Below are 22,211 nucleotides of genomic sequence, written 5' to 3' on the forward strand. Positions count from 1 at the left end.
GGCGGCCCGGGGAACTTCGAAGGGGCCCGGCCTCCCAGCCGGACCCCTTCGGGTTTTCCCCTCCCCTGTCAGAACTCGCGATCCCCCCGGATCCCCCGGATCCCCCCAGATCCTGGTTCCCCCCTCATAAGCCCTGACGCCCTATACGACACGCGTCGTGCCCGGAGGGTTGCACCGTGTCGCCAACTTTTTTCTGCCGCCTTCAGGTGACGCTTCGGGTGCCGTTCCAGATGCTGGCAAAGCGGGTCGGACGTAGCGTTTGTCGCATGAGCGATGATTCCCAGACCTCTGAGTCCCGGTCCTTCGAGCAGGACGTCCTCGACGAGCTCGGCGACGACCGGCTCCAGGAGATCGCGGGCCTGCTCGGCACGGACGCGTCCGGCGCGCAGGACGTCGTCGGCACGACCGCGTCCGCGCTCTCCGCGGACATCAAGGGCCGCGCCGCCGACCCCGTCGAGGCCGACGAGGTGCGGCAGGCCTTCACGGAGGTCGGGCCCGCCGATCCGACCCCGCAGGGGGTCGCCACTCTCGGCGGCGGCCTCGGTGGTCTCGTCGGCGGCGGGATGATGGCCGGCATGCTCGCGAAGATGAGCAAGCCGGTGGCGAACGCGGTCTCCAAGAAGACCGGCATCCCGGCGGCGAAGGTCACGCGCGTGATCGAGATGCTGATCCCCGTGGTGCTCGCCGTGGTCTCCAAGAGGGCGGCCCGGGCCAAGGGGCCCGGCGCGCCGAGCGGCTCCGCGCCCTCCTCCGGCGGCGGTCTCGGCGATCTGCTGGGCCAGATCCTGGGCGGCAAGAAGTAGGACGTACGGCTCGGAGGTCCCGCCTCACGCGTGTGCGCGGAACCGTTCGGCCGTCTCCCTCACCACTTCGCCGCCGTCCCGCGCCCACAGCTCCTCGTTGAAGATCTCCACCTCGATGGGTCCGCGGTACCCGGCCGCGTCCACGGCCGCGCGGAAGGCCCTGAAGTCGACGCAGCCGTCCCCCAGTTGCCCGCGCCCCAGGAGCACGCCCGCGGGCAGCGGAGTGATCCAGTCGGCGAGCTGGAAGGCGTGCAGACGGCCGCCCCTGCCCGCCCTGGCGATCTGCGCGGGCGCCAGGTCGTCCCACCACACGTGGTACGTGTCCACGACCACGCCAACCTGGTGCGCGGGGAAGCGTTCCGCGAGGTCGAGCGCCTGGCCGAGGGTGGAGACCACACAGCGGTCCGAGGCGAACATGGGGTGCAGCGGCTCGATGGCGAGGCGCACGCCCCGCTCCTCGGCGTAGGGCCCGAGGACGGCGAGCGCGTCCGCGATGCGCTCGCGCGCGCCCGCCAGGTCCTTGCTGCCGGCCGGGAGGCCGCCCGAGACCAGGACCAGGGTGTCCGTGCCGAGCGCCGCCGCCTCGTCGACCGCCGCGCGGTTGTCGTCGAGGGCACGCGCGCGTGGCGCCTCCTCGATGTCCGTGAGGAAGCCGCCCCTGCACAGGCTCGTCACCGTCAGCCCGGTGTCCCGCATGAGGCGGGCGGCGCGCTCGACGCCGTACTCCTGGACGGGCGCCCGCCACAGGCCGACGGCGCCGATGCCCTCCTTGGCGCAGCCTTCGGCGAGTTCGGGCAGCGACCACTGCTTGACGGTCTCCTGGTTGATGCTCAGCCGCGACGGCTGCACCGGCTCGCTCATTGGGGCACTCCGTGGACGGTGAGCAGGGATCGCATGCGGTCGGCCGCGAGGTCCGGGTCGGGGAACAGGCCGAGCGCGTCGGCGAGTTCGTAGGCGCGGGCCAGGTGGGGCAGGGAGCGGGCCGACTGCAGGCCGCCGACCATCGTGAAGTGCGTCTGGTGTCCGGCCAGCCAGGCGAGCAGGACGACGCCGGTCTTGTAGTAGCGGGTGGGGGTCTCGAAGAGGTGCCGGGAGAGCTCGACGGTGGGGTCGAGGAGGGCGCGGAACCGCTTCGCGTCCCCGGTGTCCAGGGCCCGTACGGCGGCCGCGGCGAGGGGGCCCAGCGGGTCGAAGACGCCGAGCAGGGCGTGGCTGAAGCCGTGGTCGTCCCCGGCGATCAGTTCGGGGTAGTGGAAGTCGTCGCCGGTGTAGCAGCGCACGCCGTCGGGGAGGCGGCGGCGCAGGCCGATCTCGCGGTCGGCGTCCAGGAGGGAGACCTTGATGCCGTCGACCTTGTCGGGGTGGGCTCTGATCACCTCAAGGAAGGTCTCGGTGGCCGCGTCCAGGTCGGCGGCGCCCCAGTAGCCCTCCAGGGCGGGGTCGAACATGGGGCCGAGCCAGTGCAGGATGACCGGCTCGGAGGCCTGGCGCAGGAGGTGGCCGTACGTCTCCACGTAGTCGTCGGGTGACGTGGCCGCGGCGGCGAGGGCGCGGGACGCCATGAGGATCGGCTGGGCACCGGCCGCGTCGACGAGGGCGAGCTGTTCCTCGTAGGCGGCCCTGACCTCGGGGAGGGTGGCCGGGCCCGTGAGCTGGTCGGTGCCGACGCCGCAGGCGATGCGTCCCCCCGCGGCCTTCGCCTCGGCGGCTGAGCGCCGGATCAGCTCGGCGGCCCCTGCCCAGTCCAGGCCCATGCCGCGCTGGGCGGTGTCCATGGCCTCGGCGACGCCGAGGCCGTGCGACCAGAGGTGGCGGCGGAAGGCGAGGGTGGCGTCCCAGTCGACGGCGGCGGGGCCGTCCGGGGACACGTCGGCGAACGGGTCGGCGACGACGTGCGCGGCGGAGAAGACGGTCCGGGAGGTGAGCGGGGGGCCGTCCTCGGTCGTGGGCGGCGGTTCGGCGTGGGGCGGCGGTTCGGCGCGCGGGGTGTACGCGCGCGTGCCGCCGCCCGCGGCGGGGAGCAGGAGGGTGGTCACAGCGCGATCTCCGGTACGTCGATGCGGCGGCCCTCGGCGGACGACTTGAGCCCCAGTTCGGCGAGCTGCACGCCGCGTGCGCCCGCGAGGAGGTCCCAGTGGTAGGGGCCGTCGGCGTAGACGTGCTTGAGGAAGAGCTCCCACTGTGCCTTGAAGCCGTTGTCGAAGTCGCCGTTGTCGGGCACTTCCTGCCACTGGTCGCGGAAGGAGTGGGTGGCGGGCAGGTCCGGGTTCCACACCGGCTTAGGTGTCGTACTGCGGTGCTGCACGCGGCAGTTGCGCAGGCCCGCGACGGCGGATCCCTCGACCCCGTCGACCTGGAACTCCACGAGCTCGTCGCGGTTGACGCGCACCGTCCACGAGGAGTTGATCTGCGCGACGGCGCCGCCGTCCAGCTCGAAGATGCCGTACGCGGCGTCGTCGGCGGTCGCGTCGTAGGGCTTGTCGCGCTCGTCCCAGCGCTGCGGGATGTGCGTGGCGGTGAGCGCCTGGACGCTGCGGACGCGGCCGAACAGCTCGTGCAGGACGTACTCCCAGTGCGGGAACATGTCGACGACGATGCCGCCGCCGTCCTCGCTGCGGTAGTTCCAGGAGGGGCGCTGGGCGGGCTGCCAGTCGCCCTCGAAGACCCAGTAGCCGAACTCGCCGCGCACGGACAGGATGCGGCCGAAGAAGCCGCCGTCGATCAGCCGCTTCAGTTTGCGCAGGCCCGGCAGAAAGAGCTTGTCCTGTACGACGCCGTGCTTGATGCCCGCCGCCTCCGCGCGCCGGGCGAGGTCGAGCGCCGCGTCGAGTCCGGTGGCGGTCGGCTTCTCGGTGTAGATGTGCTTGCCCGCGGCGACGGCCCGCTTGAGGGCGTCCTCGCGCGCGGAGGTGACCTGCGCGTCGAAGTAGATGTCGACGGCCGGGTCGGCGAGGACGGCGTCGAGGTCGGTGGAGTACCGCTCCAGGCCGTACCGCTCGGCGAGGGCGCGCAGTGCGTGCTCCCTGCGGCCGACGAGGACGGGCTCGGGCCACAGCACGGTGCCGTCGCCCAGATCGAGGCCTCCATGCTCCCGGAGGGCGAGGATCGAGCGGACCAGGTGCTGGTGGTGCCCCATGCGTCCGGTGACGCCGTTCATGGCGATGCGCACCGTCTTGCGTGTCACGAAGGTCCCTCCGTAGATACGTAGCAAGCGCTTCCCGTCGCGTAGCAAGCGCTTTCTATCTGGAGGCAAGCTAGCCTGCCGCACAAGGTTCGGACAAGGGCCTCGGTCGAGAGCGGTGACCGGGCGGGACAAACGGGTGACCGGAGGACGATGAGATGACCGTGACCCTTGCGGACGTGGCGGCCCGCGCGAGGACGACGACATGAGCGTGACCCTCGCGGACGTGGCGGCCCGCGCGCAGGTCTCCCCCGCCACCGTCTCCCGCGTGCTGAACGGCAATTACCCGGTGGCGGCCGCCACGCGCGAACGCGTCCTGCGCGCCGTCGACGAGCTCGACTACGTCCTCAACGGCCCCGCGAGCGCACTCGCCGCCGCCACCTCCGACCTGGTCGGCATCCTCGTCAACGACATCGCCGACCCCTTCTTCGGGATCATGGCGGGCGCCGTGCAGTCCGAGATCGGCGGCCCGGGCGGGCGTGCGGGCGGCGAGCGGATGGCCGTCGTCTGCAACACGGGCGGCTCCCCGGAGCGCGAACTCACGTACCTCACGCTCCTCCAGCGCCAGCGCGCCGCCGCGGTGATCCTCACCGGCGGCGCCATCGAGGACGCCGAGCACGCCGACGCGATCGCCGGGAAGCTGCGTCGCCTCACGGAGGCGGGCACGCGCGTGGTGCTGTGCGGCAGACCGCCGTCGCCCGACACCGGCGCGGTGGCGCTCACCTTCGACAACCGCGGCGGCGGGCAGCGGCTGACGGACCATCTCGTGGGCCTCGGCCACCGTCGCATCGGCTACATCGCGGGCCCCGAGGAGCGCACGACCACCCGCCACCGCCTGGAGGGGCACCGCGCCGCGCTCGCCGCCCGCGGCGTCCCTGACGACCCGGCGCTGACGGTCCACGGCCCCTACGACCGCCGCTCCGGCTACGACGCCACGGACGAACTCCTGCGCCGCGCCCCCGACCTGACGGCCGTCGTCGCCGCCAACGACACGGTGGCGCTCGGCGCGTGCGCGGCCCTGCGCGACAAGGGCCTGCGCATCCCGGACGACGTGTCGGTGGCGGGCTTCGACGACCTGCCGTTCAGCATCGACGCGGTGCCCGCGCTGACGACGGTGCGTCTCCCCCTCCAGGAGGCGGGCGCCCGCGCGGGCCGCATCGCGATGAGCAAGGAGAAGCCCCCACCGGGGGGCGTGGCGACGGTGCACGGGGAGCTGATGGTACGAAGGTCAACGGCGGCCCCTCGGTAGCGGCGACCCTCGGGGGCGGGCGGCCCCCGGCAGCGGGCCACCCTCGGGAGGGGCGGCCCCCAGGAGCGGGCGACCCTCGGTGGCAGGCGGCCCTCGGCGGCGGGCGACCCCCGGCAGCAGGCCACCCTCGGAAGCGGCGGCCCCGGCAGCGGGCGGCCCCCGGTGGCAGGCGGCCCTCGGCGGCGGGCGACCCCCGGCAGCAGGCCACCCTCGGGAGCGGCGGCCCCCAGGAGCGGGCGACCCTTGGTGGCAGGCGACCCTCGGCAGCAGGCGACCCTCGGAAGCGGCGGCCCCGGCAGCGGGCGGCCCCCGGTGGCAGGCGGCCCTCGGCGGCGGGCGACCCCCGGCAGCAGGCCACCCTCGGGAGCGGCGGCCCCCAGGAGCGGGCGACCCTTGGTGGCAGGCGACCCTCGACAGCAGGCGACCCTCGGAAGCGGCGGCCCCGGCAGCGGGCGGCCCCCGGTGGCAGGCGGCCCTCGGCGGCGGGCGACCCCCGGCAGCAGGCCACCCTCGGGAGCGGCGGCCCCCAGGAGCGGGCGACCCTTGGTGGCAGGCGACCCTCGACAGCAGGCGACCCTCGGAAGCGGCGGCCCCGGCAGCGGGCGGCCCCCGGTGGCAGGCGGCCCTCGGCGGCGGGCGGCCCCCGGCAGCGGGCGGCCCCAGCAGCAGGCGCCCCTCGGAAGCGGCGGCCCCAGCAGCAGGCGACCCTCGGAAGCAGGCGACCCTCGGTGGCAGGCGACCCTCGGGAGCGGGCGACCCCCAGCAGCAGGCGACCCTCGGGAGCGGGCGACCCCCGGCAGCAGGCGCCCCTCGGGAGCGGCGGCCCCCGGGAGCGGGCGACCCTCGGTGGCAGGCGACCCTCGGTGGCAGGCGACCCTCGGGAGCTGGCGGCCCCCGGCAGCAGGCATCCCCTCAATCGTGGCGTCCCCTCACTTCACCTCACCAGCCGCCCCAGCACCCCGACCCCCTCGGCGATCTCCGCGGTGCCGCTGGCGGCGTAACCGAGTACGAGGCCGGGCGGGTGCGGGAGTTGGGTGTGCCAGGAGAGGGGGTGCACCTTGACGCCGTCGGCGAGCGCGGCGGCGGCGAGGGCGGTGTCGGAGCCTTCGTACGCGCCCTTCCGGGAGGTCTCCCGGAAGGTGATCGTCAGGTGCAGGCCCGCCGCCGCGCCGTGCACGACCGCCCCCGGCAGCTGCGTCCGGATCGCCGCGATCATGGCGTCCCTGCGCCTGCGGTGGTGCCTGCGGATCAGGCGCAAGTGGCGTTCCAGGTCGCCGGATTCCATGAGGTGGGCCAGGACCAGCTGGGGCAGGCCCGCCGTGCCGAGGTCGGTGAGGCGCTTGGCGTCGAGGAGCGCGTCCCGGTACGCGGGCGGGGCGAGCAGCCAGCCGAGGCGCAGGGCGGGCGCGAGGAGCTTGGAGACGCTGCCCGCGTAGCAGACGTGTTCGGGGAGCAGGGCGCGCAGGGCGGGGACCGCGGGCCGGTCGTAGCGGTGTTCGGCGTCGTAGTCGTCCTCGATGACGAGGCCGCCGTCGCGGGCCCACTCCATGAGCTCGCGGCGCCGTTCGCCGCCGAGGACGACGCCGGTGGGGAACTGGTGGGCCGGGGTGAGCAGCACGGCGCGTGCCCCGGTGGCGCGCAGGGCGTCGACACGGACGCCGTGGGCGTCGACCGGTACGGGCGGTGTGCGGAGCGGCCGCAGATGCTGGCGCACGCCGAGCGAGCCGGGCTCCTCCACCGCCACCTCGCGGACCCCGTCGGCGTGCAGTACGTCGACGAGGAGCCGCAGCGCCTGGGCCGTACCGTTCACGATCATCACGTCGTCCGGGTCGGCGCGGATCCCGCGGTTCCGGGAGAGCCAGTGCGCGACGGCCGTGCGCAGGGCCGGGGTGCCGCGCGGATCTCCGTACCCGAAGTCCGACGGGGTGAGCCCGGCGAGCACGGAGCGTTCGGCGCGCAGCCAGGCCGCGCGCGGGAAGGCGGCGAGGTCGGGCAGGCCCGGCGACAGGTCGATGCGGGCGGGCGCGGCGCGGAGGGCGTCGAAGACGCCGAGGTCGTCGGCCGGGGCCGTGAAGAGACCCGCACCAGCCGCCACGGGCGGCTGATCCGGCGGCTCCGGTGACGGCGTCGGTACATGCGGCACCGCCACGACCACCGTCCCGCCCCTCCCACGCCCCGCGACGTGCCCGTCCTCGGTGAGCCGCCGGTACGCCTCGGTGACGACACCGCGGGAGACGCGCAGGTCGGCGGCGAGGGTGCGGGTGGCGGGGAGTCTGCCGCCGGCCGGGAGGCGGCCGTCGGCGATGGCGTCCCTGATCTCCCGCGCGAGCCAGTCGGCGAGGCCGCCCTTGGGGGCGTCGCCGCTGTCGAGCTGGAGGAAGTCGGAGACTCCGCCTCCCCGCGCAGCCGAGGCGGACGTTATGGACCTTTGTGTAGGTGATCCAATGGACCTGTTCATGGAGCCATTGTGGGCGCCAGGGTCGGGGGCATGGAATTCCTCCTCACCTCCCTCGTCGTCTGCGTGACCCCGGGCACCGGCGTCCTGTTCACGATCGCGGCCGGCCTCTCGCGCGGCACCCGCGCCGCGGTGACCGCCGCCGTCGGCTGCACGCTGGGCGTCGTCCCGCACATGGTGGCCGCGATCACGGGCCTCGCGGTGCTTCTGAACGCGAGCGCCGTCGCCTTCCAGACGCTCAAGTACCTGGGCGTGGCCTACCTGCTGTACATGGCGTGGAGCACCTGGCGGGACAAGAGCGAGCTGACCGCGGAGCGGGAGAGCGAGCCGCGTTCGGCGGGCCGCACGATCCTGACGGGCGTACTGATCAACATTCTCAATCCGAAGCTGACGCTGTTCTTCTTCGCGTTCCTGCCGCAGTTCGTGAGTGCCGACGAGCCCTACGCCTTCCTGCGCATGACGGAACTGAGCGCCTACTTCATGCTCATCACGTTCGTGGTCTTCGTGGCGTACGGCCGGTTCGCCGCGGCCATGCGCCACCACGTCATCTCGCGCCCGCGCGTGGTGGCCTGGATGCGCCGCACCTTCGCGGCGGCGTTCGCGGCACTTGGAGCGAGGCTGGCTTTCCTCTGAGAGCGGGCGTACCTTTGACTCAGTCAAAGGTAACCCGGAGTGATGCGCCATGGCGACGACACCCATCCACGAGATGCGCGCCTTCAACCGCTTCTACACGAACCTCATCGGCGCGCTCGACTACAGCCGCCATTTGTACGTCCCGTACACCCTCACCGAGTCGCGCGTCCTGTACGAGCTGGCCCGCTCGCCCCGTACCGACGCGGCCGACCTCCGCGCGGAACTCTCCCTGGACGCCGGCTATTTGAGCCGCCTCCTCGCGAAGTTCGAGCGGGACGGGCTCGTCGAGCGCGCCCCCTCGGCCGACGACTCGCGACGGCAGCGCATCACGCTCACCGCGCGCGGGCGCGACGCCGCCGAACTGCTCGACGAGCGGTCGCGGGAAGCGGTCGGCTCCCTGCTGGCCGACGTGCCGCCCGCCGACCGGTCCCGGCTCGCGGCGGCGATGCGCACGGTGCGGGAGATCCTGGAGGACGGCCGCGGGCGAGGAAGGCACAACGGCCGCCGCCGGGTCCGCCGCGCGGACGTGACGCTGCGGGATCCTGGCCCCGGCGACCTCGGGTGGAACGTGCAGCGCAACGCCGCGCTGTACGCCGCGGAGTTCGGCTGGAACACGGACTACGAAGGCCTGGTCGCCCGGATCGTCGCCGACTTCGCCCAGGACCACGACCCGCACCTGGAGCGGGTGTGGATCGCCGAGGTCGACGGGCGTCCCGCGGGGTGCGTGATGTGCGTACGGGACGACGCGCCCGGCACGGCACGGCTGCGCCTCCTGCTGGTCGAACCCGACGCGCGGGGCCTCGGCATCGGCGACCAACTGGTGTCCGCCTGCGTGGAGTTCGCGCGGGGAGTGGGCTACAGCCAGCTGACGCTGTGGACCAACGACGTACTGGAGTCGGCCCGCCGCATCTACCAGCGCCACGGATTCGTCCTCGTCGCGGAGAAGCCGCACCGCTCCTTCGGCGTCGACCTCGTCGGGCAGGACTGGACGCTTCCGCTGCACGAGCGGCCCTCATGAGCCCCACCGACGCGGCGGGGTTGACCCCGGTCGCACGCCGCCTACTGTCGGGACCATGAAATTCGCCTTCTCCACGCTCGGCGTGCCCGGCCTGCCCGTCCCCGACGTGCTGCGCCTCGCCACGGCCCACGGCTACCACGGCGTCGAGCTCCGCGCCCATCCCGAGGAGCCGGTCCACCCCGGCATCGGCCTCGTCGAACGGGCGGACGTCGCGGCCGAGTTCAAGGCGGCAGGCGTCGAGATCCTCGGCATCGCCGGGTACGCGCGCGTGGCGGCGCCCGGCGAGGACGAGCCCGTGCTCGACGAGATACGTTCCCTCGTCTCGCTCGCCCGCGACCTGGGCGCCCCCTTCGTCCGCGTCTTCCCCGGCGGCGGCACCGAGCAGGGCGCGGCCGAGGCCGACGCGACGGCCGCGCGACGGCTCGGCACCGCCGTCCGGTACGCCGCCGACGCCGGCGTACGCATCCTCCTGGAGACCCACGACTCGCACCGCACCGGCGCCGACGCCACCCGCGTCCTCGGCACCGTCGGGCACCGTCAGGTCGGCGCCCTCTGGGACCTCATGCACACCTGGCTCGGCGGCGAGTCCGTCACGGAGACCTTCGCCGCGCTCTCCCCGTACCTCGGCTACGTACAGGTGAAGGACATCGCCTCGGCGGACGACACGACACCCCTGGCCCTCGGCTCCGGAGTCCTGCCGCTGGAGGAGTGCGTGGCGCGGCTCAGCGCGGAGAGCTGGGAGGGATGGCTGTGCTGGGAGTACGAGAAGCGGTGGTACGAGGATGCGGCGCCGTTGCCTGAGCTGCTGGGCCCGGGACGGGAACTGCTCTCGCGACTGGTGAGCCGCTCGGCCTGAGCGGACCCGAGGCGGAAGCCCGGGAGGCCTTCCCGAAGGAGGCCAGCGCGACCCCTCCCACCAGCAGCGCCGCCGCGCACCACCGCAGGCCGCTCACCGACTCGTCGAGGACCAGGGCGGCCGACGACATCCCGAAGACGGGGACGAGCAGCGAGAACGGGGCGACCGTCGACGCGGGATGGCGGCGCAGCAGGTACCCCCAGGCGCCGAAGCCGAAGACCGTGGTGACCCAGGCGACGTAGACGATGATGCCCGCGCCCTGCCAGTCGAGGGAGCGCAGGGCGTCGAGGTCCCGGGAAGGCCCCTCGAAGAGCAGGGAGAGCGCGAGCAGCGGCAGCACCGGGACCGTGCTCACCCACACCATGAAGTTCAGGGAGTCCGGCGGGGACGCCTTGCGGGTGAGGACGTTGGAGACGCCCCAGCAGGCCGCGGCGCCCATCAGCAGCGCGAACGCGGTCAGCGGTCCCGTCTCCCCCTCGTCGACGGCGGCCACGGCGATCCCGCCGAGGGCGACCACCATGCCCGTCACCCGTACGCGGCCGGGCCGCTCCCCCAGCGCCAGAAAGGCGAAGAACCCGGTGAAGACGGCCTGGACCTGCAGCACCAGCGACGAGAGCCCCGCCGGCATACCGGCGTCCATCCCGATGAAAAGCAGCCCGAACTTGGCCACGCCGAGCACGAGCCCCACCCCGACGATCCACTTCCACGCGACCTTCGGCCGCCCCACGAAGAAGACGGCGGGCAGGGCGGCGACGAGGAAGCGGAGGGCGGAGAAGAGCAGCGGCGGGAAGTGGTCGAGCCCCACTTCGATGACGACGAAGTTGACGCCCCATACGGCGGCGACGAGGACGGCCAGGCAGATGTGTGCGGGTCGCATGCGTCGAGGATCACCCGCGGCGAACGTGTAGCACCAGCGCGGATCCATGCATGGTGGAATGAAGCAACGCTTCATATTCGCACCCTCGGGGGTCCCCTCATGCTCGATCTCGCACGGCTCCGCGCGCTGCACGCCGTCTCCGTCCACGGCACGGTCGGCGCGGCCGCCACCGCGCTCGGTTACACCCCCTCCGCCGTCTCCCAGCAGATCGCCAAGCTGGAGCGCGAGACGCGGACGACACTGCTCGAACGGCGGGGCCGCGGGGTCGCCCTCACCGAGGAGGCGCTCCATCTCGCCGACACGGCCCAGCAGTTGCTGGCCATCGTCGAGCGCGCCGAGACGGAGCTAGAGGAGCGGCGCGGGGTGCCGGCGGGGCGGCTCACGATCGCGGCGTTCGCGTCGGCGGCGCGAGGCCTGATGCCGTCGGTCCTGGCGGACCTGGCCCGACGCCACCCCGCCCTCGACCCCCGCATGACGGAGATCGACCCGCACCTGTCCATCGACCTCGTGGCCAAGGGGGCGGTCGACATGGCCGTCGTCCACGACTGGGACATCGCGCCGATCCCGACGCCGCCGGGGGTCGAACAGGCCGTCATCGGCGACGACTTCTGCGATCTGGTCGTCCCGCACGACCACCGGCTCGCGGGGCGGACCGCCGTGCGCCGCGAGGAGCTCAAGTCCGAGCGGTGGATCACCCAGCCTCCCGGGCTCGTCTGCCACGAGTGGCTCGTGCGGACGCTTCGGGAGGCGGGGTGCGAGCCGGACATCGCCCATCAGGCGGAGGAGAACCCGACGTTGGTCGCGCTCGTCGCGGCGGGTCTCGGGGTCGCGCTCATCCCGCGCCTCGGGCGCGGGCCGATCCCGTCCGGGGCGGTCACGGTCCCCCTCGCGCCCGTGCCCGTCCGCCGCCTGTACGCCCTCTGGCGCACGGGGGCGTCGCGGCGGCCCGCGATCGCCGAAACGGTCCGCACGTTGCAGTTGCACTGGGCTCCGTAGGGTGGGGGTGCCCTGCGCCACCCCCGTGCGGGTAGGAGCACCAACCCCGCCGCTTCGCGGCGGATCGCACCCACCCACCCGCCCGTTTACCCCGCAACGTTCAGTGGGAGTAGGGGCGGGCGGGTGGGACGAGTGGCGCTGTACCCGCCGGGGTGGGCGGGGGCGCCGTACCCAATGGGTGGGCGGGTGGGGGAAAGTCCCCGTAGCCCCACCGGACGGGGGTGGTCGCGTGCCTGTCGCCACCGGACACGACCACCGGGCCGCAGGCGCGCGCGAGACGGGAGGGGACGTGGGGGTATGTGCGCACGGAGCACCGAGCGCACCCTGACAGCCAGAAGAGTCCGACGCGGCGCAGGGATGGCGAGTACGCACATACCCCCGCGGCCCCGCACCCACAGACCGAGCACAGGCGCACCCACAGACCAGCAATAGGCGCACCCCGAAGGGAACCCCCCGCCGCCCCCGCCCGTCCAAGCCGCACGCTGTCGGTGAGTCTCCGCACGGCGGTGTCGGCATCGCTGCTGGCTGCGAACGCTGACCACCCTCTCCGCCGCCTGCGGCCGACAGCTCGCCGTCACCGGTGCGCCCCCCTCCAACAGCGCCGGTGACGGCCCCCCACAGGTAACCTTCAGCCCAGCCCAGCCCAGCCCCAGCCCCAGCCAGCCGCAGGAGCACCCGTGTCCGCATCCGTCGACCCCGACCACCCGCTCCGCGCCCTCATCCGCACCATGTCCCTGGAGGACAAGGTCGGCCAGCTCTTCGTGATGCACGTGTACGGGCACACCGCCACCGACCCCGACCAGGCGGACGTCGACACCAACCTCCGCGAGCTCGGCGTACGCGACGCCGCCGAACTCATCGCCCGGTACAAACTCGGCGGCATCATCTACTTCGGCTGGGCCCACAACACCCGCTCCCCCCACCAGATCGCCGAACTCTCCGAGGGCATCCAGAAGGCCTCCCCCGCCATCCCCGTCCTGATCTCCGTCGACCAGGAACACGGCGCCGTCGCCCGCATCGGCGCCCCCGCGACCCTCCTCCCCGGCGCCATGGCCCTCGGCGCCTCCGGCTCGCACGAGCACGCCCGTGAGGCCGCCCGGATCGCCGGCGCCGAACTCCGCGCCCTCGGCATCCGCCAGAACCACGCCCCGGACGCCGACGTGAACGTCGACCCCGCCAACCCCGTCATCGGCGTACGCTCCTTCGGCGCCGACCCCGACGCCGTCGCCGGATTCGTGGCCGCCCAGATCGAGGGGTATCAGAGCGCGGGCATCGCCACCGCCGCCAAGCACTTCCCCGGCCACGGCGACACCACCGACGACAGCCACACCGAGCTGCCCCACATCCACCACACCCGCGAGGAGTGGGACCGCTACGACGCGCCCCCCTTCCGCGCCGCGATCGCCGCCGGCGTCGACTCCGTCATGACCGCCCACATCGTCGTGCCCGCCCTCGACCCCTCCGGCGACCCGGCGACCCTCTCCCGCCCGATCCTCACCGGCATCCTCCGCGAGGAGCTCGGCTACGACGGCGTCATCGCCACCGACTCCCTCGCCATGCGCGGCGTCCGTACGAAGTACGGCGACGACCGCGTGGCCGTACTCGCGCTCAAGGCCGGCGCCGACCAGCTCCTCAACCCGCCCCGCCCCGACGCCGCCTGGAACGCGGTCATCGACGCCGTCCGGAACGGCGAACTGACGGAGGAGCGCATCGAGGAGTCCGTCCTCCGCGTGCTCCGCATGAAGGCGCGGGTCGGCCTCCTGGACCAGGTGTTGCAGGAGAACGGCACCCCGTCGACACCCCCCGCCCCCACCCCCTCCGTGGACGCCACCGTCGGCACCCCCGCCCATCTCGTCGCCGCCGACCACATCGCCGACGCCACGACGACCCTCCTGGTCAACACCGACGCGCTCCTCCCCCTCTCCCCCGCCGCCCACCCGCGCGTCCTGGTCGTCGGCGCGGACCCCCGTTCGCCGTCCGGCACCACGGGACCACCGACCACCGTCCTCGCGGGCGCCCTCAACAGCCACGGTTTCCGGGCCGTCGCCCTGCCCACCGGCACCGCGCCCGACGAGGCGACGATCGAGAAGGCGGTGGCTGAGGCGCAGGGCCAGGACGCCGTCCTCGTGGCGACGTACAACGTCACCACGCACGCCACCACCAGGGACAACACCCAAGCCGCCAACACCGCCCTGGACCGAACCCCCCACTACCGAACCCCCCACCCGCACGCCCGTGCCCACCAAGCGACGGACCCGAGCGACGGGAGCGGCCAGGTCGCCCTCGTCACCGCCCTCAAAGCCACCGGCGTCCCCGTCATCACCCTCGCGATCCGCAACCCCTACGACGTGGCCCACCTCCCGCCCGTCGACGCCGCCCTCGCCTCGTACTGCTGGACGGACGTCTCCCTGCGCGCCGCCGCACGGGTCATCGCGGGCCGGACCGCCCCGCAGGGGCGACTCCCCGTGCCGGTACGGCGGGCGGACGATCCCGCTCAGGTGCTGTATCCGGTCGGGCACGGACTGACGTACTGAGAGCCCCAAAGCCCCCGCACGCCTGGCGTGCGCCCGCCGCGCCGGGTCACGCTGGGTGCACGCATCGGGGGGATGGCCATGACTGCCTGCGACTCGGGATGGCCGCGTACGGTCGGCGGGGCCGTCTGTGCCCTCCTGCTCACCGCGACCGTGACGGCCTGTCAGAAGCCGCCCGCGGCGGAAGAGTCGCCCGCGCCCTCCCGGCCCTCCGACACCGGCACCGCCTTCCTCGCCGTGGACGAGTGCAGTTCGCGGGGGCGCGAGTCGTTCACGGAGGTGCCGTGCGGCAGCGAACGGGCCGCGGCGCGGGTCATCGCGCGCTACGACGGCGAGGTCAGACAGGGCCCCGCCTGTCCCGCCCGTACGGACTTCGTGCTGCACGTCAGCGAGAGCAGGCCCGCCGTCGACGAGGACGGTGACGGCGAGGTGCCTCAGGGGTACGCCTGCATGCGGAACCTGGAGGCACCGCACCCCGGCGACCCCGGTCGCGGCGGCGGCCCGCGGACGGTCGTCGGCGACTGTGTGTACGGCGCGGGGCGCGGCGAGGTGCGGGAGACGGCCTGCGACGGCTCCGGCGAGCGGGCCCCGGAGTACCTGGTGTCGTCGGCGGTGCGGAAGCGCACCGAGTGCCCGGCGGCCACACAGCTCTACGTCAGCCTGGGTGGCACCCGCCCGGTGGGGTGCGCGGTGCGCGAGTGACCCACAGGGCGGGCGACACGTCACCGCCTCACGGCCGCAGCGTCTGCTCCTTGCGCACGTCGCGCCGGTCCAGCTTCTTGTCGTACGCGGCCAGCGGCTTGCCCGAGGGAGAGGACACCCCGGCCCACGCCTGGATCCGCTGCGTCGCCTTCGCCTTGTCGGCGGCGACGAGCTGCGCCACGTTCGCGCCGTGGTTGGCGCCGGGGGCCGTGAAGACGTACGAGTCGTGCTTGGCGCCGCGCGCGGGGCGGAACGGTTCGGCACCCCACGGGTCGTACTCGCCGTACACGTACATCATCCGGTGCGCGTTGTGCCGCACCCAGCGGTCGACGTCCCGCATCGCGTACGGCTTGAACTTCATCGGGATGTCGCGCGGCACGAAGTTCCGCGGCGGCTGGTAGCCGTAGCGGCTGAGGTCGCCGAGCCAGGGCTGGCCGATGGTGGGCGCGCCGAGTTCCGTGCCGGCCTGGTAGTAGTACGGCGTGTAGGGCTCGAGGCCCTGGTCGGTGTAGGAGGACCAGCCGCCGACCGTGTCGACGTAGTCGAAGATCTCCTGGTCGGTCGCGGTGGCCGCGTCCGGGATCGTGCCGCAGGCGGTGGCGGCGGGCTGGTACTGCCAGAAGCCCCACACGAGGTCCATGACGACCGCTTCGAAGGCCTTGTCGAGCGTGCCGACCGTCTTGAAGGTGTAGCCCTCGGCCCCGGCGTAGGCGGCGAGTTTCGCGGACAGCGGCTCCCTGCGCACCAGCGCCTCGCGCTGCACGTCCTGGATCCGGGTGCGGCACTCGCGCGGGCCGACGCCGGCGAGGAACTTGTCGTACGCCGAGTCCTCCTTGTCGACGACGTCGTTGGGGGCGACGTAGGCGACGACGCCGTCCATGTCACGCGGGTAGAAGCGCTCGTAGTACGTGGCGGTCATGCCGCCCTTCGAGCCGCCGGTGGCCAGCCACTTCTTGCCGTAGATCGACTTCAGCGCCTGGTGGATGCGGTGCTGGTCGCTCGCGGCCTGCCAGATGTCGAGCTTGGACCAGTCGGCGGGCTGGGGGCGCGAGGGCGTGAAGTAGCGGTACTCCATGGAGACCTGGTTGCCGTCGACGATCTGCGTCGGCTCGCGGCGGCTGGGGTTCGTGGAGACGCTGTAGCCGCTGGTGTAGAAGACCGTCGGGCGGTCGGTGTCCTTGTGCAGCACGGTCAGGCGCTGCTTGAAGGTGCCCTTGGACGGGTGCCGGTGGTCCACCGGCTGGGTGTAGTTGAGGACGAAGAAACGGTAGCCGGGGTACGGCTTTTCTTCGATCAGGCTCATGCCGGGTATGGCGAGCAGCCTGTCCTTGATATCGGCGTTGTCGGTACTGTCCGCACGCTTCGTGATCGTCGCGCGGTCCGTGGCCGTCGCGGTCCCGGCCACGCCCACGGTGCCTATCAGCACCACGAGCGACAGCACCCATCTGAGCGCCTTGCGCATGCACCCTCCCCTGTCGACACAGCAATGCCCCGGAACCTAACGGAGCAACTGGGCCCGCACCAGGGGGGAGTTATGGACGTCAGCAGAGAATCCAGCCCGAACTGACCCCGCGGCCGCTGATCTTCCCCTTCACCCACACACAGCGGTGGCCCGCGTGGACCGTGACCGGGCCCGCGTGGTGGCTGTAGTGGCCCTTGTCGCGGGCGGGGCGGCCGCCGCGTGCCTTGATGCTGACGGACATCGACTTGCGGGCGCCGGTGCGCTTGGCGACGGCCACGGCGCAGACGTAGCCGCGGGATTTGAAGACGTCGACGCGGCCGGTGCTGAAGGGCAGGGTGCGCACCTTGCGGCCCGCGCAGAGGCCGTCGACGGCCTGCGCCGAGGAGGTGCCGGGGCCCGCGAGGGCGAGGAGTACGGCGGCTGCGAGCACGGCGGTGCCGAGCGTCAGCCGCCGTCGTATCCGACCGGTGCCGCGCCCACTGCTCACGGTTGCCCCTCCCGCCACTCCTGCCTCAACGTTCTGAGGTACGGACGCAGCCCGCGCCCCGCGCGGTTGCGGGATTCCCGCCCCTTTTTTCCGGCATCCGTCAGACCGACACCCGTTCAGGCCGCCTCGACCGGCTCCCCCACGAACGTCCGCCACAACCGCGCGTACCGCCCGTCCAGCGCGAGGAGCTCCTCGTGCGTGCCGTCCTCGGCGACGCGGCCGTGGTCCATCACGACGACGCGGTCGGCGCGGGCGGCCGTGGTGAGGCGGTGGGCGACGACCAGGGTGGTGCGCTTGCCCGCGATGCGGTCGGTGGCCTGGTTGACCTGCGCCTCCGTGGCGAGGTCGAGAGCTGCCGTCGCCTCGTCGAGGAGCAGGATGTCGGGGTCGACGAGTTCGGCGCGGGCCAGCGCGATCAGCTGGCGCTGCCCCGCGGAGAGGTTGCGGCCGCGCTCGCTGACCTCGTGGAGGTAGCCGCCGTCGAGGGTGGCGATCATGTCGTGCGCGCCGACCGCGCGGGCGGCGGCCTCGACCTGGGCGTCGGTGGCGTCGGGGCGGCCGTAGGCGATGGCGTCGCGGACGGTGCCCGCGAAGAGGTACGCCTCCTGCGGGACGACTCCGAGGCGGTGTCGGTACGAGGTGAGGTCGAGGGAGCGCAGGTCCGTGCCGTCGACGGTGACGCGGCCCGCCGTCGGGTCGTAGAAGCGGGCGACGAGCTTCACGAGCGTCGACTTGCCCGCGCCGGTCTCGCCGACGAACGCGACGGTCTGTCCCGCGGGGATCCGCAGGCTTACGTCGCTGAGGGCCTCCTCGGGGTCGCCCTCGCCCGTGGCCGCGTACGCGAAGTCGACGTCCTCGAAGGCGATCTCGCCGCGCAGCGAGAGCACCTCCAGGGGCTCGTCCGCGGCCTTGGTCGACGTCGGCTCCTGAAGGAGTTCCTGGATGCGGCCGAGCGAGACGGACGCCTGCTGGTAGCCGTCGAAGACCTGCGAGAGCTGCTGCACGGGGGCGAAGAACAGGTCGATGTAGAGGAGGTACGCGACGAGCGCGCCGGTCGTCAGGGTGCCGGCCTCGACCCGGCCCGCGCCGACGACCAGCACGGCGACGACGGCGACGGAGGACAGGAGCTGCACGAACGGGAAGTACACGGAGATCAGCCACTGGCCGCGGATGCGGGCCTGCCGGTAGCTGTCGCTGTTCTCGGCGAACCGCTCGGCGCCCGCCCGCTCGCGCCGGAAGGCCTGCACGATGCGCAGCCCGGCGACCGACTCCTGGAGGTCGGCGTTGACGACGGACACGCGCTCACGCGCCAGCTCGTACGCCTTCACGCTCGACTTGCGGAAGAAGTACGTGCCGACGATCAGCAGCGGCAGCGTCGCGAAGACGACGAGGGCGAGCTCCACGTCGATGACGAGCAGGGCGACCATGATGCCGAAGAAGGTGACGACGGAGACGAACGCGGTGACGAGCCCGGTCTGCAGGAACGTGGAGAGCGCGTCGACGTCGGTCGTCATCCGGGTCATGATGCGGCCGGTCAGCTCACGTTCGTAGTAGTCGAGCCCGAGTCGCTGGAGCTGCGAGAAGATCTTGAGCCGGAGCGAGTACAGGACCCGCTCGCCGGTGCGTCCGGTCATGCGCGTCTCGCCCGTCTGCGCCGCCCACTGCACGACGACGGCGGCGAGCGCGAGCCCGGACGCGGTCCATACGGCGCCGAGCGCGAGATCGGAGACGCCCTCGTCGATGCCGTGCCGGATCAGGACGGGAAGCAGCAGCCCCATGCCCGCGTCGACGGCGACGAGGAGCAGGCTGAACAGCAGCGGGAGACCGAACCCGGCGAGCAGCCTGCGCAGCCCGTACGACTCCTCGGGCGTGACGGCCCGCGCCTCGTCGATGCCGGGGGTGTCGGTGGCCGGGGGCAGCGCGTCGACCTGGGCCAGCAGCTCGGGCGTGGACGGCATCCCGGCGAGGGCCGGGTCCTTGGCGCTGCCGGCCTCCCGGTCGCCGGTCCACAGGGCGGGCGTGATGCCGCGCTCCGCGTCGAACTCGGCGTCGAGCTCTTCGCGTACGGAGGTGTCCTCGGGCAGGTCGGCCGGGGGGGCGTGGCCGGGCGACACGCCGCCGAGCTCGTCGGGGTCGGTGAGCAGCCGCCGGTAGAGGGCGGAGCGCTCTTCCAGCTCCTCGTGCGTGCCGAGGTCGGCGAGGCGTCCTTCGTCGAGGACGGCGATGCGGTCGGCGAGGCCGAGGGTGGAGCGGCGGTGGGCGATGAGCAGGGTGGTCCGCCCCGCCATCACGCCGCGCAGGGCCTCGTGGATCTCGTGCTCCACGCGCGCGTCGACGGCCGATGTGGCGTCGTCGAGGACGAGGAGGCGGGGGTCGGTGAGGATGGCGCGGGCGAGGGCGATGCGCTGGCGCTGGCCGCCGGAGAGGGTGAGGCCCTGCTCGCCGACCTTGGTGTCGTACCCCTCGGGCAGTTCGGAGATGAAGCCGTGGGCCTGGGCGGCGCGCGCGGCGGTCTCGATCTCCTCGCGGGTGGCCTCCGGGTGGCCGTAGGCGATGTTGGCGCCGACGGTGTCGGAGAAGAGGAAGGAGTCCTCGGGGACGAGCCCGATGGCGGAGCGCAGCGAGTCGAGGGTCAGCTCGCGCACGTCGTGGCCGCCGATGAGGACGGCGCCGTGCGTCACGTCGTAGAAGCGCGGCAGGAGCAGCGAGACGGTCGACTTGCCGCTGCCGGAGGAGCCGACGACGGCGAGGGTCTCGCCGGGGCGGATCTCGAAGGAGAGCCCGTCGAGAACCGGGCGGTCGTCCTCGTACGCGAAGCTCACGTCGTCGAACTCGACGGTGGCCGGGGCGTCGGCGGGCAGCTCCTTGCGGCCGTCCCGCATGCTCGGCTCGGTGTCGATCAGTTCGAGGACGCGCTCCACGCCGGCGCGGGCCTGCTGCCCGACGGTGAGGACCATGGCGAGCATGCGCACGGGTCCGACGAGCTGGGCGAGATACGTGGAGAAGGCGACGAAGGTGCCGAGGGTGATGTCGCCCTTGACGGCGAGCCAGCCGCCGACGGCCAGCATGGCGACCTGGCCGAGCATGGGGACGGCCTGGAGGGCCGGGGTGTAGCGGGAGTTGAGGCGGATGGTCCGCAGCCGTCCCGCGAACAGCTTGCGGCCGACCTCGCGGAGCTTCCCGGTCTCCTGCTCCTCCTGCCCGAAGCCCTTCACCACGCGTACGCCGCTGACGGCGCCGTCGACCACTCCGGCGACGGCGGCGGCCTGGGCCTGCGCGTACCAGGTGGCGGGGTGCAGCCGGGAGCGGGAGCGGCGGGCGATGACCCAGAGGGCGGGGGCGACGGCGAGGGCGACGAGGGTGAGCGGCAGGGAGAGCCACGCCATGATCACGAGCGAGATCACGAAGAGCAGGATGTTGCCGATGGTCATCGGCAACATGAAGAGCAGACCCTGGATGAGCTGCAGGTCGCTGGTGGCGCGGCCGACGACCTGTCCGGTGGACAGCTCGTCCTGGCGCCGCCCGTCGAGCTTCGTGATCGTCCCGTACATCTCGGTCCGCAGGTCGTGCTGGACGTCGAGGGCGAGGCGGCCGCCGTAGTAGCGGCGGATGTAGGTGAGGACGTAGACGACGAGGGCGGCGCCGATCAGGGCGCCCGCCCAGGGGCCCATGGAGCGGCCGCCGCCCTGGCCGTCCTGGCCTATGACGTCATCGATGATCACCTTGGTGATCAGCGGCACGAGGGCCATGACGGCCATGCCGCCGAGCGAGGAGCCGAGCGCGAGCACGACATCCTTCGGATACCGCCACGCGTACCCGGTGAGTCGTCGTGCCCATCCCCGTTGCTCTGCCACTCGGTGCCTCCCGGTCGTCTGTCCTGCCGGAAGGCACCAACACCGTGACGAGCACTTTTCATCCCACCGCAACAAACCGCGCCCCCTAAGGGGCGCGGGGAACTGCGCGACAAGCCACGACGGAGCCGCAGCCGCACGGGCAGCTCAGGCGCCGGGCACCGCGACAAACGCCTCGCGAGGCGTGTCGGTCGGGGTGTACCGGTTCACCGACGCGGCGCGGGGCGTCAGATCCTTGTGGATGGCCTTGGCCACCCCCTGAATCGTGGCGACGCCATAGTTCATCGTGCTGTTCCCGTGCGTGAGCACGGAGATCGTGTAGTCGTGGCCGCCACCCTTGAACGCGCCGATGCTGTGCACACGCCACCCGTGCGTCGACCGCTGCAGCCAGCCGTTCTTGACGTGGATGGAGACGCCGGAAGGCGTACCCGCGGGCGTGCCCCAGCGCTGGGAGGAGACGACCTTGCCCATCAGCTTGAGGATGTAGGCGCGCGCGTTGTCGCTCAGGACGGAGTTCTTGGCGGTGATCAGTGCGAGGAGCTTCTGCTCGTCGGTGACGTTGATGCGGGTCAGGCCCCAGTAGCCGCCGGACCCGGGCACGGTCTTCGTCATCTTCGCGGCCTTGAGGAACGCGTTGATCTTCCCCGTGCCGAGCTGCCGCCAGAGCTTGCTGGTCGCGTCGTTGTCCGACTTGGTGATCATGGCGTACGCGAGGTCCGACTCGCGCTCGGACAGCTTCCGATCGGTCTTCTTCGCGTCCCACAGGAGCGCCGCGAGGACGGTCGCCTTGACGACGCTCGCGGAGTCGAACGAGGTGGACCCGCGCAGGGTGCAGGTCGTCTTCGTGGTGCGGTCGTAGAGGCCGACCGCGACCGTGCCCTTGCGGTTCTTGAGCGCCGCCGTGATGTCCTTCTTGAGCTTGGCGGCGAGGCCGGCCTGTGCGGAGGTGCAGGTGACCTGCGGCGCGGGCGCGGCGACGGCGGGCGCGGCGGTCGCGACCGCGCCGAGCGGCACGAGCACCCCGGCGGCGAGTCCCGCCGAGAGCACGCGGGCACGCCTGGATATACCGGATGTCCGGTGAGTCATGGAGCTTCCCATCCCCTGTGTGCG

Annotated in this window: 16 protein-coding genes and 1 pseudogene; 8 read left to right on the forward strand and 9 right to left on the reverse strand. The window is 72.9% G+C overall.

Annotated features, from left to right (window positions below):
- The first annotated feature begins 266 nt into the window (after positions 1–266).
- Positions 267–803, forward strand: coding sequence for a DUF937 domain-containing protein (locus DEJ49_RS12375; protein WP_150184188.1), 537 nt, complete (start codon positions 267–269; stop codon positions 801–803).
- 24 nt (positions 804–827) lie between these two features.
- Here DEJ49_RS12375 and DEJ49_RS12380 read toward each other — a convergent pair whose 3' ends face one another.
- From DEJ49_RS12380 to DEJ49_RS12390, 3 genes are read right to left on the reverse strand one after another with little or no spacing between them, the layout of a single operon-like run.
- Positions 828–1,664, reverse strand: coding sequence for a sugar phosphate isomerase/epimerase family protein (locus DEJ49_RS12380; protein ID WP_150184189.1), 837 nt, complete (start codon positions 1,662–1,664; stop codon positions 828–830).
- Complete coding sequence (locus DEJ49_RS12385) at positions 1,661–2,839, reverse strand: dihydrodipicolinate synthase family protein (RefSeq protein ID WP_150184190.1); 1,179 nt, start codon at positions 2,837–2,839, stop codon at positions 1,661–1,663. Before DEJ49_RS12385 ends, DEJ49_RS12380 begins: the two co-directional genes overlap by 4 nt.
- Positions 2,836–3,987, reverse strand: a complete 1,152-nt coding sequence (locus DEJ49_RS12390) for a Gfo/Idh/MocA family protein (RefSeq protein WP_150184191.1) — start codon at positions 3,985–3,987, stop codon at positions 2,836–2,838. Before DEJ49_RS12390 ends, DEJ49_RS12385 begins: the two co-directional genes overlap by 4 nt.
- A gap of 202 nt (positions 3,988–4,189) precedes the next feature.
- Here DEJ49_RS12390 and DEJ49_RS12395 point away from each other — a divergent pair, with 202 nt between their 5' ends.
- A complete protein-coding gene (locus DEJ49_RS12395) occupies positions 4,190–5,233 on the forward strand; it encodes a LacI family DNA-binding transcriptional regulator (protein ID WP_150184192.1) in 1,044 nt (347 codons plus the stop codon).
- A gap of 934 nt (positions 5,234–6,167) precedes the next feature.
- Here the strand turns inward: DEJ49_RS12395 and DEJ49_RS12400 are convergent.
- A complete protein-coding gene (locus DEJ49_RS12400; protein ID WP_150184193.1) occupies positions 6,168–7,691 on the reverse strand; it encodes a PLP-dependent aminotransferase family protein in 1,524 nt (507 codons plus the stop codon).
- 30 nt (positions 7,692–7,721) lie between these two features.
- On the opposite strand from DEJ49_RS12400, the gene DEJ49_RS12405 reads away from it, so the two are divergent.
- The 3 genes and pseudogenes from DEJ49_RS12405 to DEJ49_RS36355 form a co-directional block, all read left to right on the forward strand.
- Entirely contained in the window at positions 7,722–8,321 is a 600-nt protein-coding gene (locus DEJ49_RS12405; RefSeq protein ID WP_150184194.1) for a LysE family translocator, read from the forward strand.
- Between the two features lie 49 nt (positions 8,322–8,370).
- Positions 8,371–9,339, forward strand: a complete 969-nt coding sequence (locus tag DEJ49_RS12410; protein ID WP_150184195.1) for a bifunctional helix-turn-helix transcriptional regulator/GNAT family N-acetyltransferase — start codon at positions 8,371–8,373, stop codon at positions 9,337–9,339.
- A 55-nt stretch (positions 9,340–9,394) separates the two neighbouring features.
- Positions 9,395–10,078, forward strand: a pseudogene (locus DEJ49_RS36355) (sugar phosphate isomerase/epimerase family protein); the annotation flags it as partial.
- Here the strand turns inward: DEJ49_RS36355 and DEJ49_RS12420 are convergent.
- Positions 10,062–11,072, reverse strand: coding sequence for an EamA family transporter (locus DEJ49_RS12420; protein ID WP_190329333.1), 1,011 nt, complete (start codon positions 11,070–11,072; stop codon positions 10,062–10,064). The pseudogene DEJ49_RS36355 and the gene DEJ49_RS12420 overlap by 17 nt on opposite strands.
- Before the next feature lie 99 nt (positions 11,073–11,171).
- Between DEJ49_RS12420 and DEJ49_RS12425 the strand changes: the two genes are divergently transcribed.
- The 3 genes from DEJ49_RS12425 to DEJ49_RS12435 all read left to right on the forward strand — a co-directional run bounded on the left by DEJ49_RS12425 (position 11,172) and on the right by DEJ49_RS12435 (position 15,301).
- Positions 11,172–12,068 (forward strand): LysR family transcriptional regulator, encoded by an 897-nt coding sequence (locus DEJ49_RS12425; protein ID WP_150184197.1) that lies wholly within the window; start codon positions 11,172–11,174, stop codon positions 12,066–12,068.
- Between the two features lie 728 nt (positions 12,069–12,796).
- A complete protein-coding gene (locus DEJ49_RS12430; RefSeq protein WP_150188184.1) occupies positions 12,797–14,602 on the forward strand; it encodes a glycoside hydrolase family 3 protein in 1,806 nt (601 codons plus the stop codon).
- A gap of 78 nt (positions 14,603–14,680) precedes the next feature.
- Entirely contained in the window at positions 14,681–15,301 is a 621-nt protein-coding gene (locus DEJ49_RS12435; RefSeq protein WP_190329334.1) for a hypothetical protein, read from the forward strand.
- Positions 15,302–15,329: 28 nt separating this feature from the next.
- Here DEJ49_RS12435 and DEJ49_RS12440 read toward each other — a convergent pair whose 3' ends face one another.
- The 4 genes from DEJ49_RS12440 to DEJ49_RS12455 all read right to left on the reverse strand — a co-directional run bounded on the left by DEJ49_RS12440 (position 15,330) and on the right by DEJ49_RS12455 (position 22,187).
- Positions 15,330–16,763, reverse strand: coding sequence for a S28 family serine protease (locus DEJ49_RS12440; RefSeq protein WP_150184198.1), 1,434 nt, complete (start codon positions 16,761–16,763; stop codon positions 15,330–15,332).
- Between the two features lie 79 nt (positions 16,764–16,842).
- The gene (locus DEJ49_RS12445) at positions 16,843–17,250 is read right to left on the reverse strand and encodes a hypothetical protein (protein ID WP_150184199.1); all 408 of its coding nucleotides are present in this window, start codon (positions 17,248–17,250) and stop codon (positions 16,843–16,845) included.
- A gap of 116 nt (positions 17,251–17,366) precedes the next feature.
- Complete coding sequence (locus tag DEJ49_RS12450; protein WP_150184200.1) at positions 17,367–21,104, reverse strand: ABC transporter ATP-binding protein; 3,738 nt, start codon at positions 21,102–21,104, stop codon at positions 17,367–17,369.
- A gap of 144 nt (positions 21,105–21,248) precedes the next feature.
- Positions 21,249–22,187, reverse strand: coding sequence for a serine hydrolase (locus tag DEJ49_RS12455; protein ID WP_150184201.1), 939 nt, complete (start codon positions 22,185–22,187; stop codon positions 21,249–21,251).
- Positions 22,188–22,211: the final 24 nt, after the last annotated feature.

Origin of the sequence: Streptomyces venezuelae (genome assembly GCF_008642335.1) — a bacterium.
Classification (GTDB): Bacteria; Actinomycetota; Actinomycetes; order Streptomycetales; family Streptomycetaceae; genus Streptomyces; species Streptomyces venezuelae_F.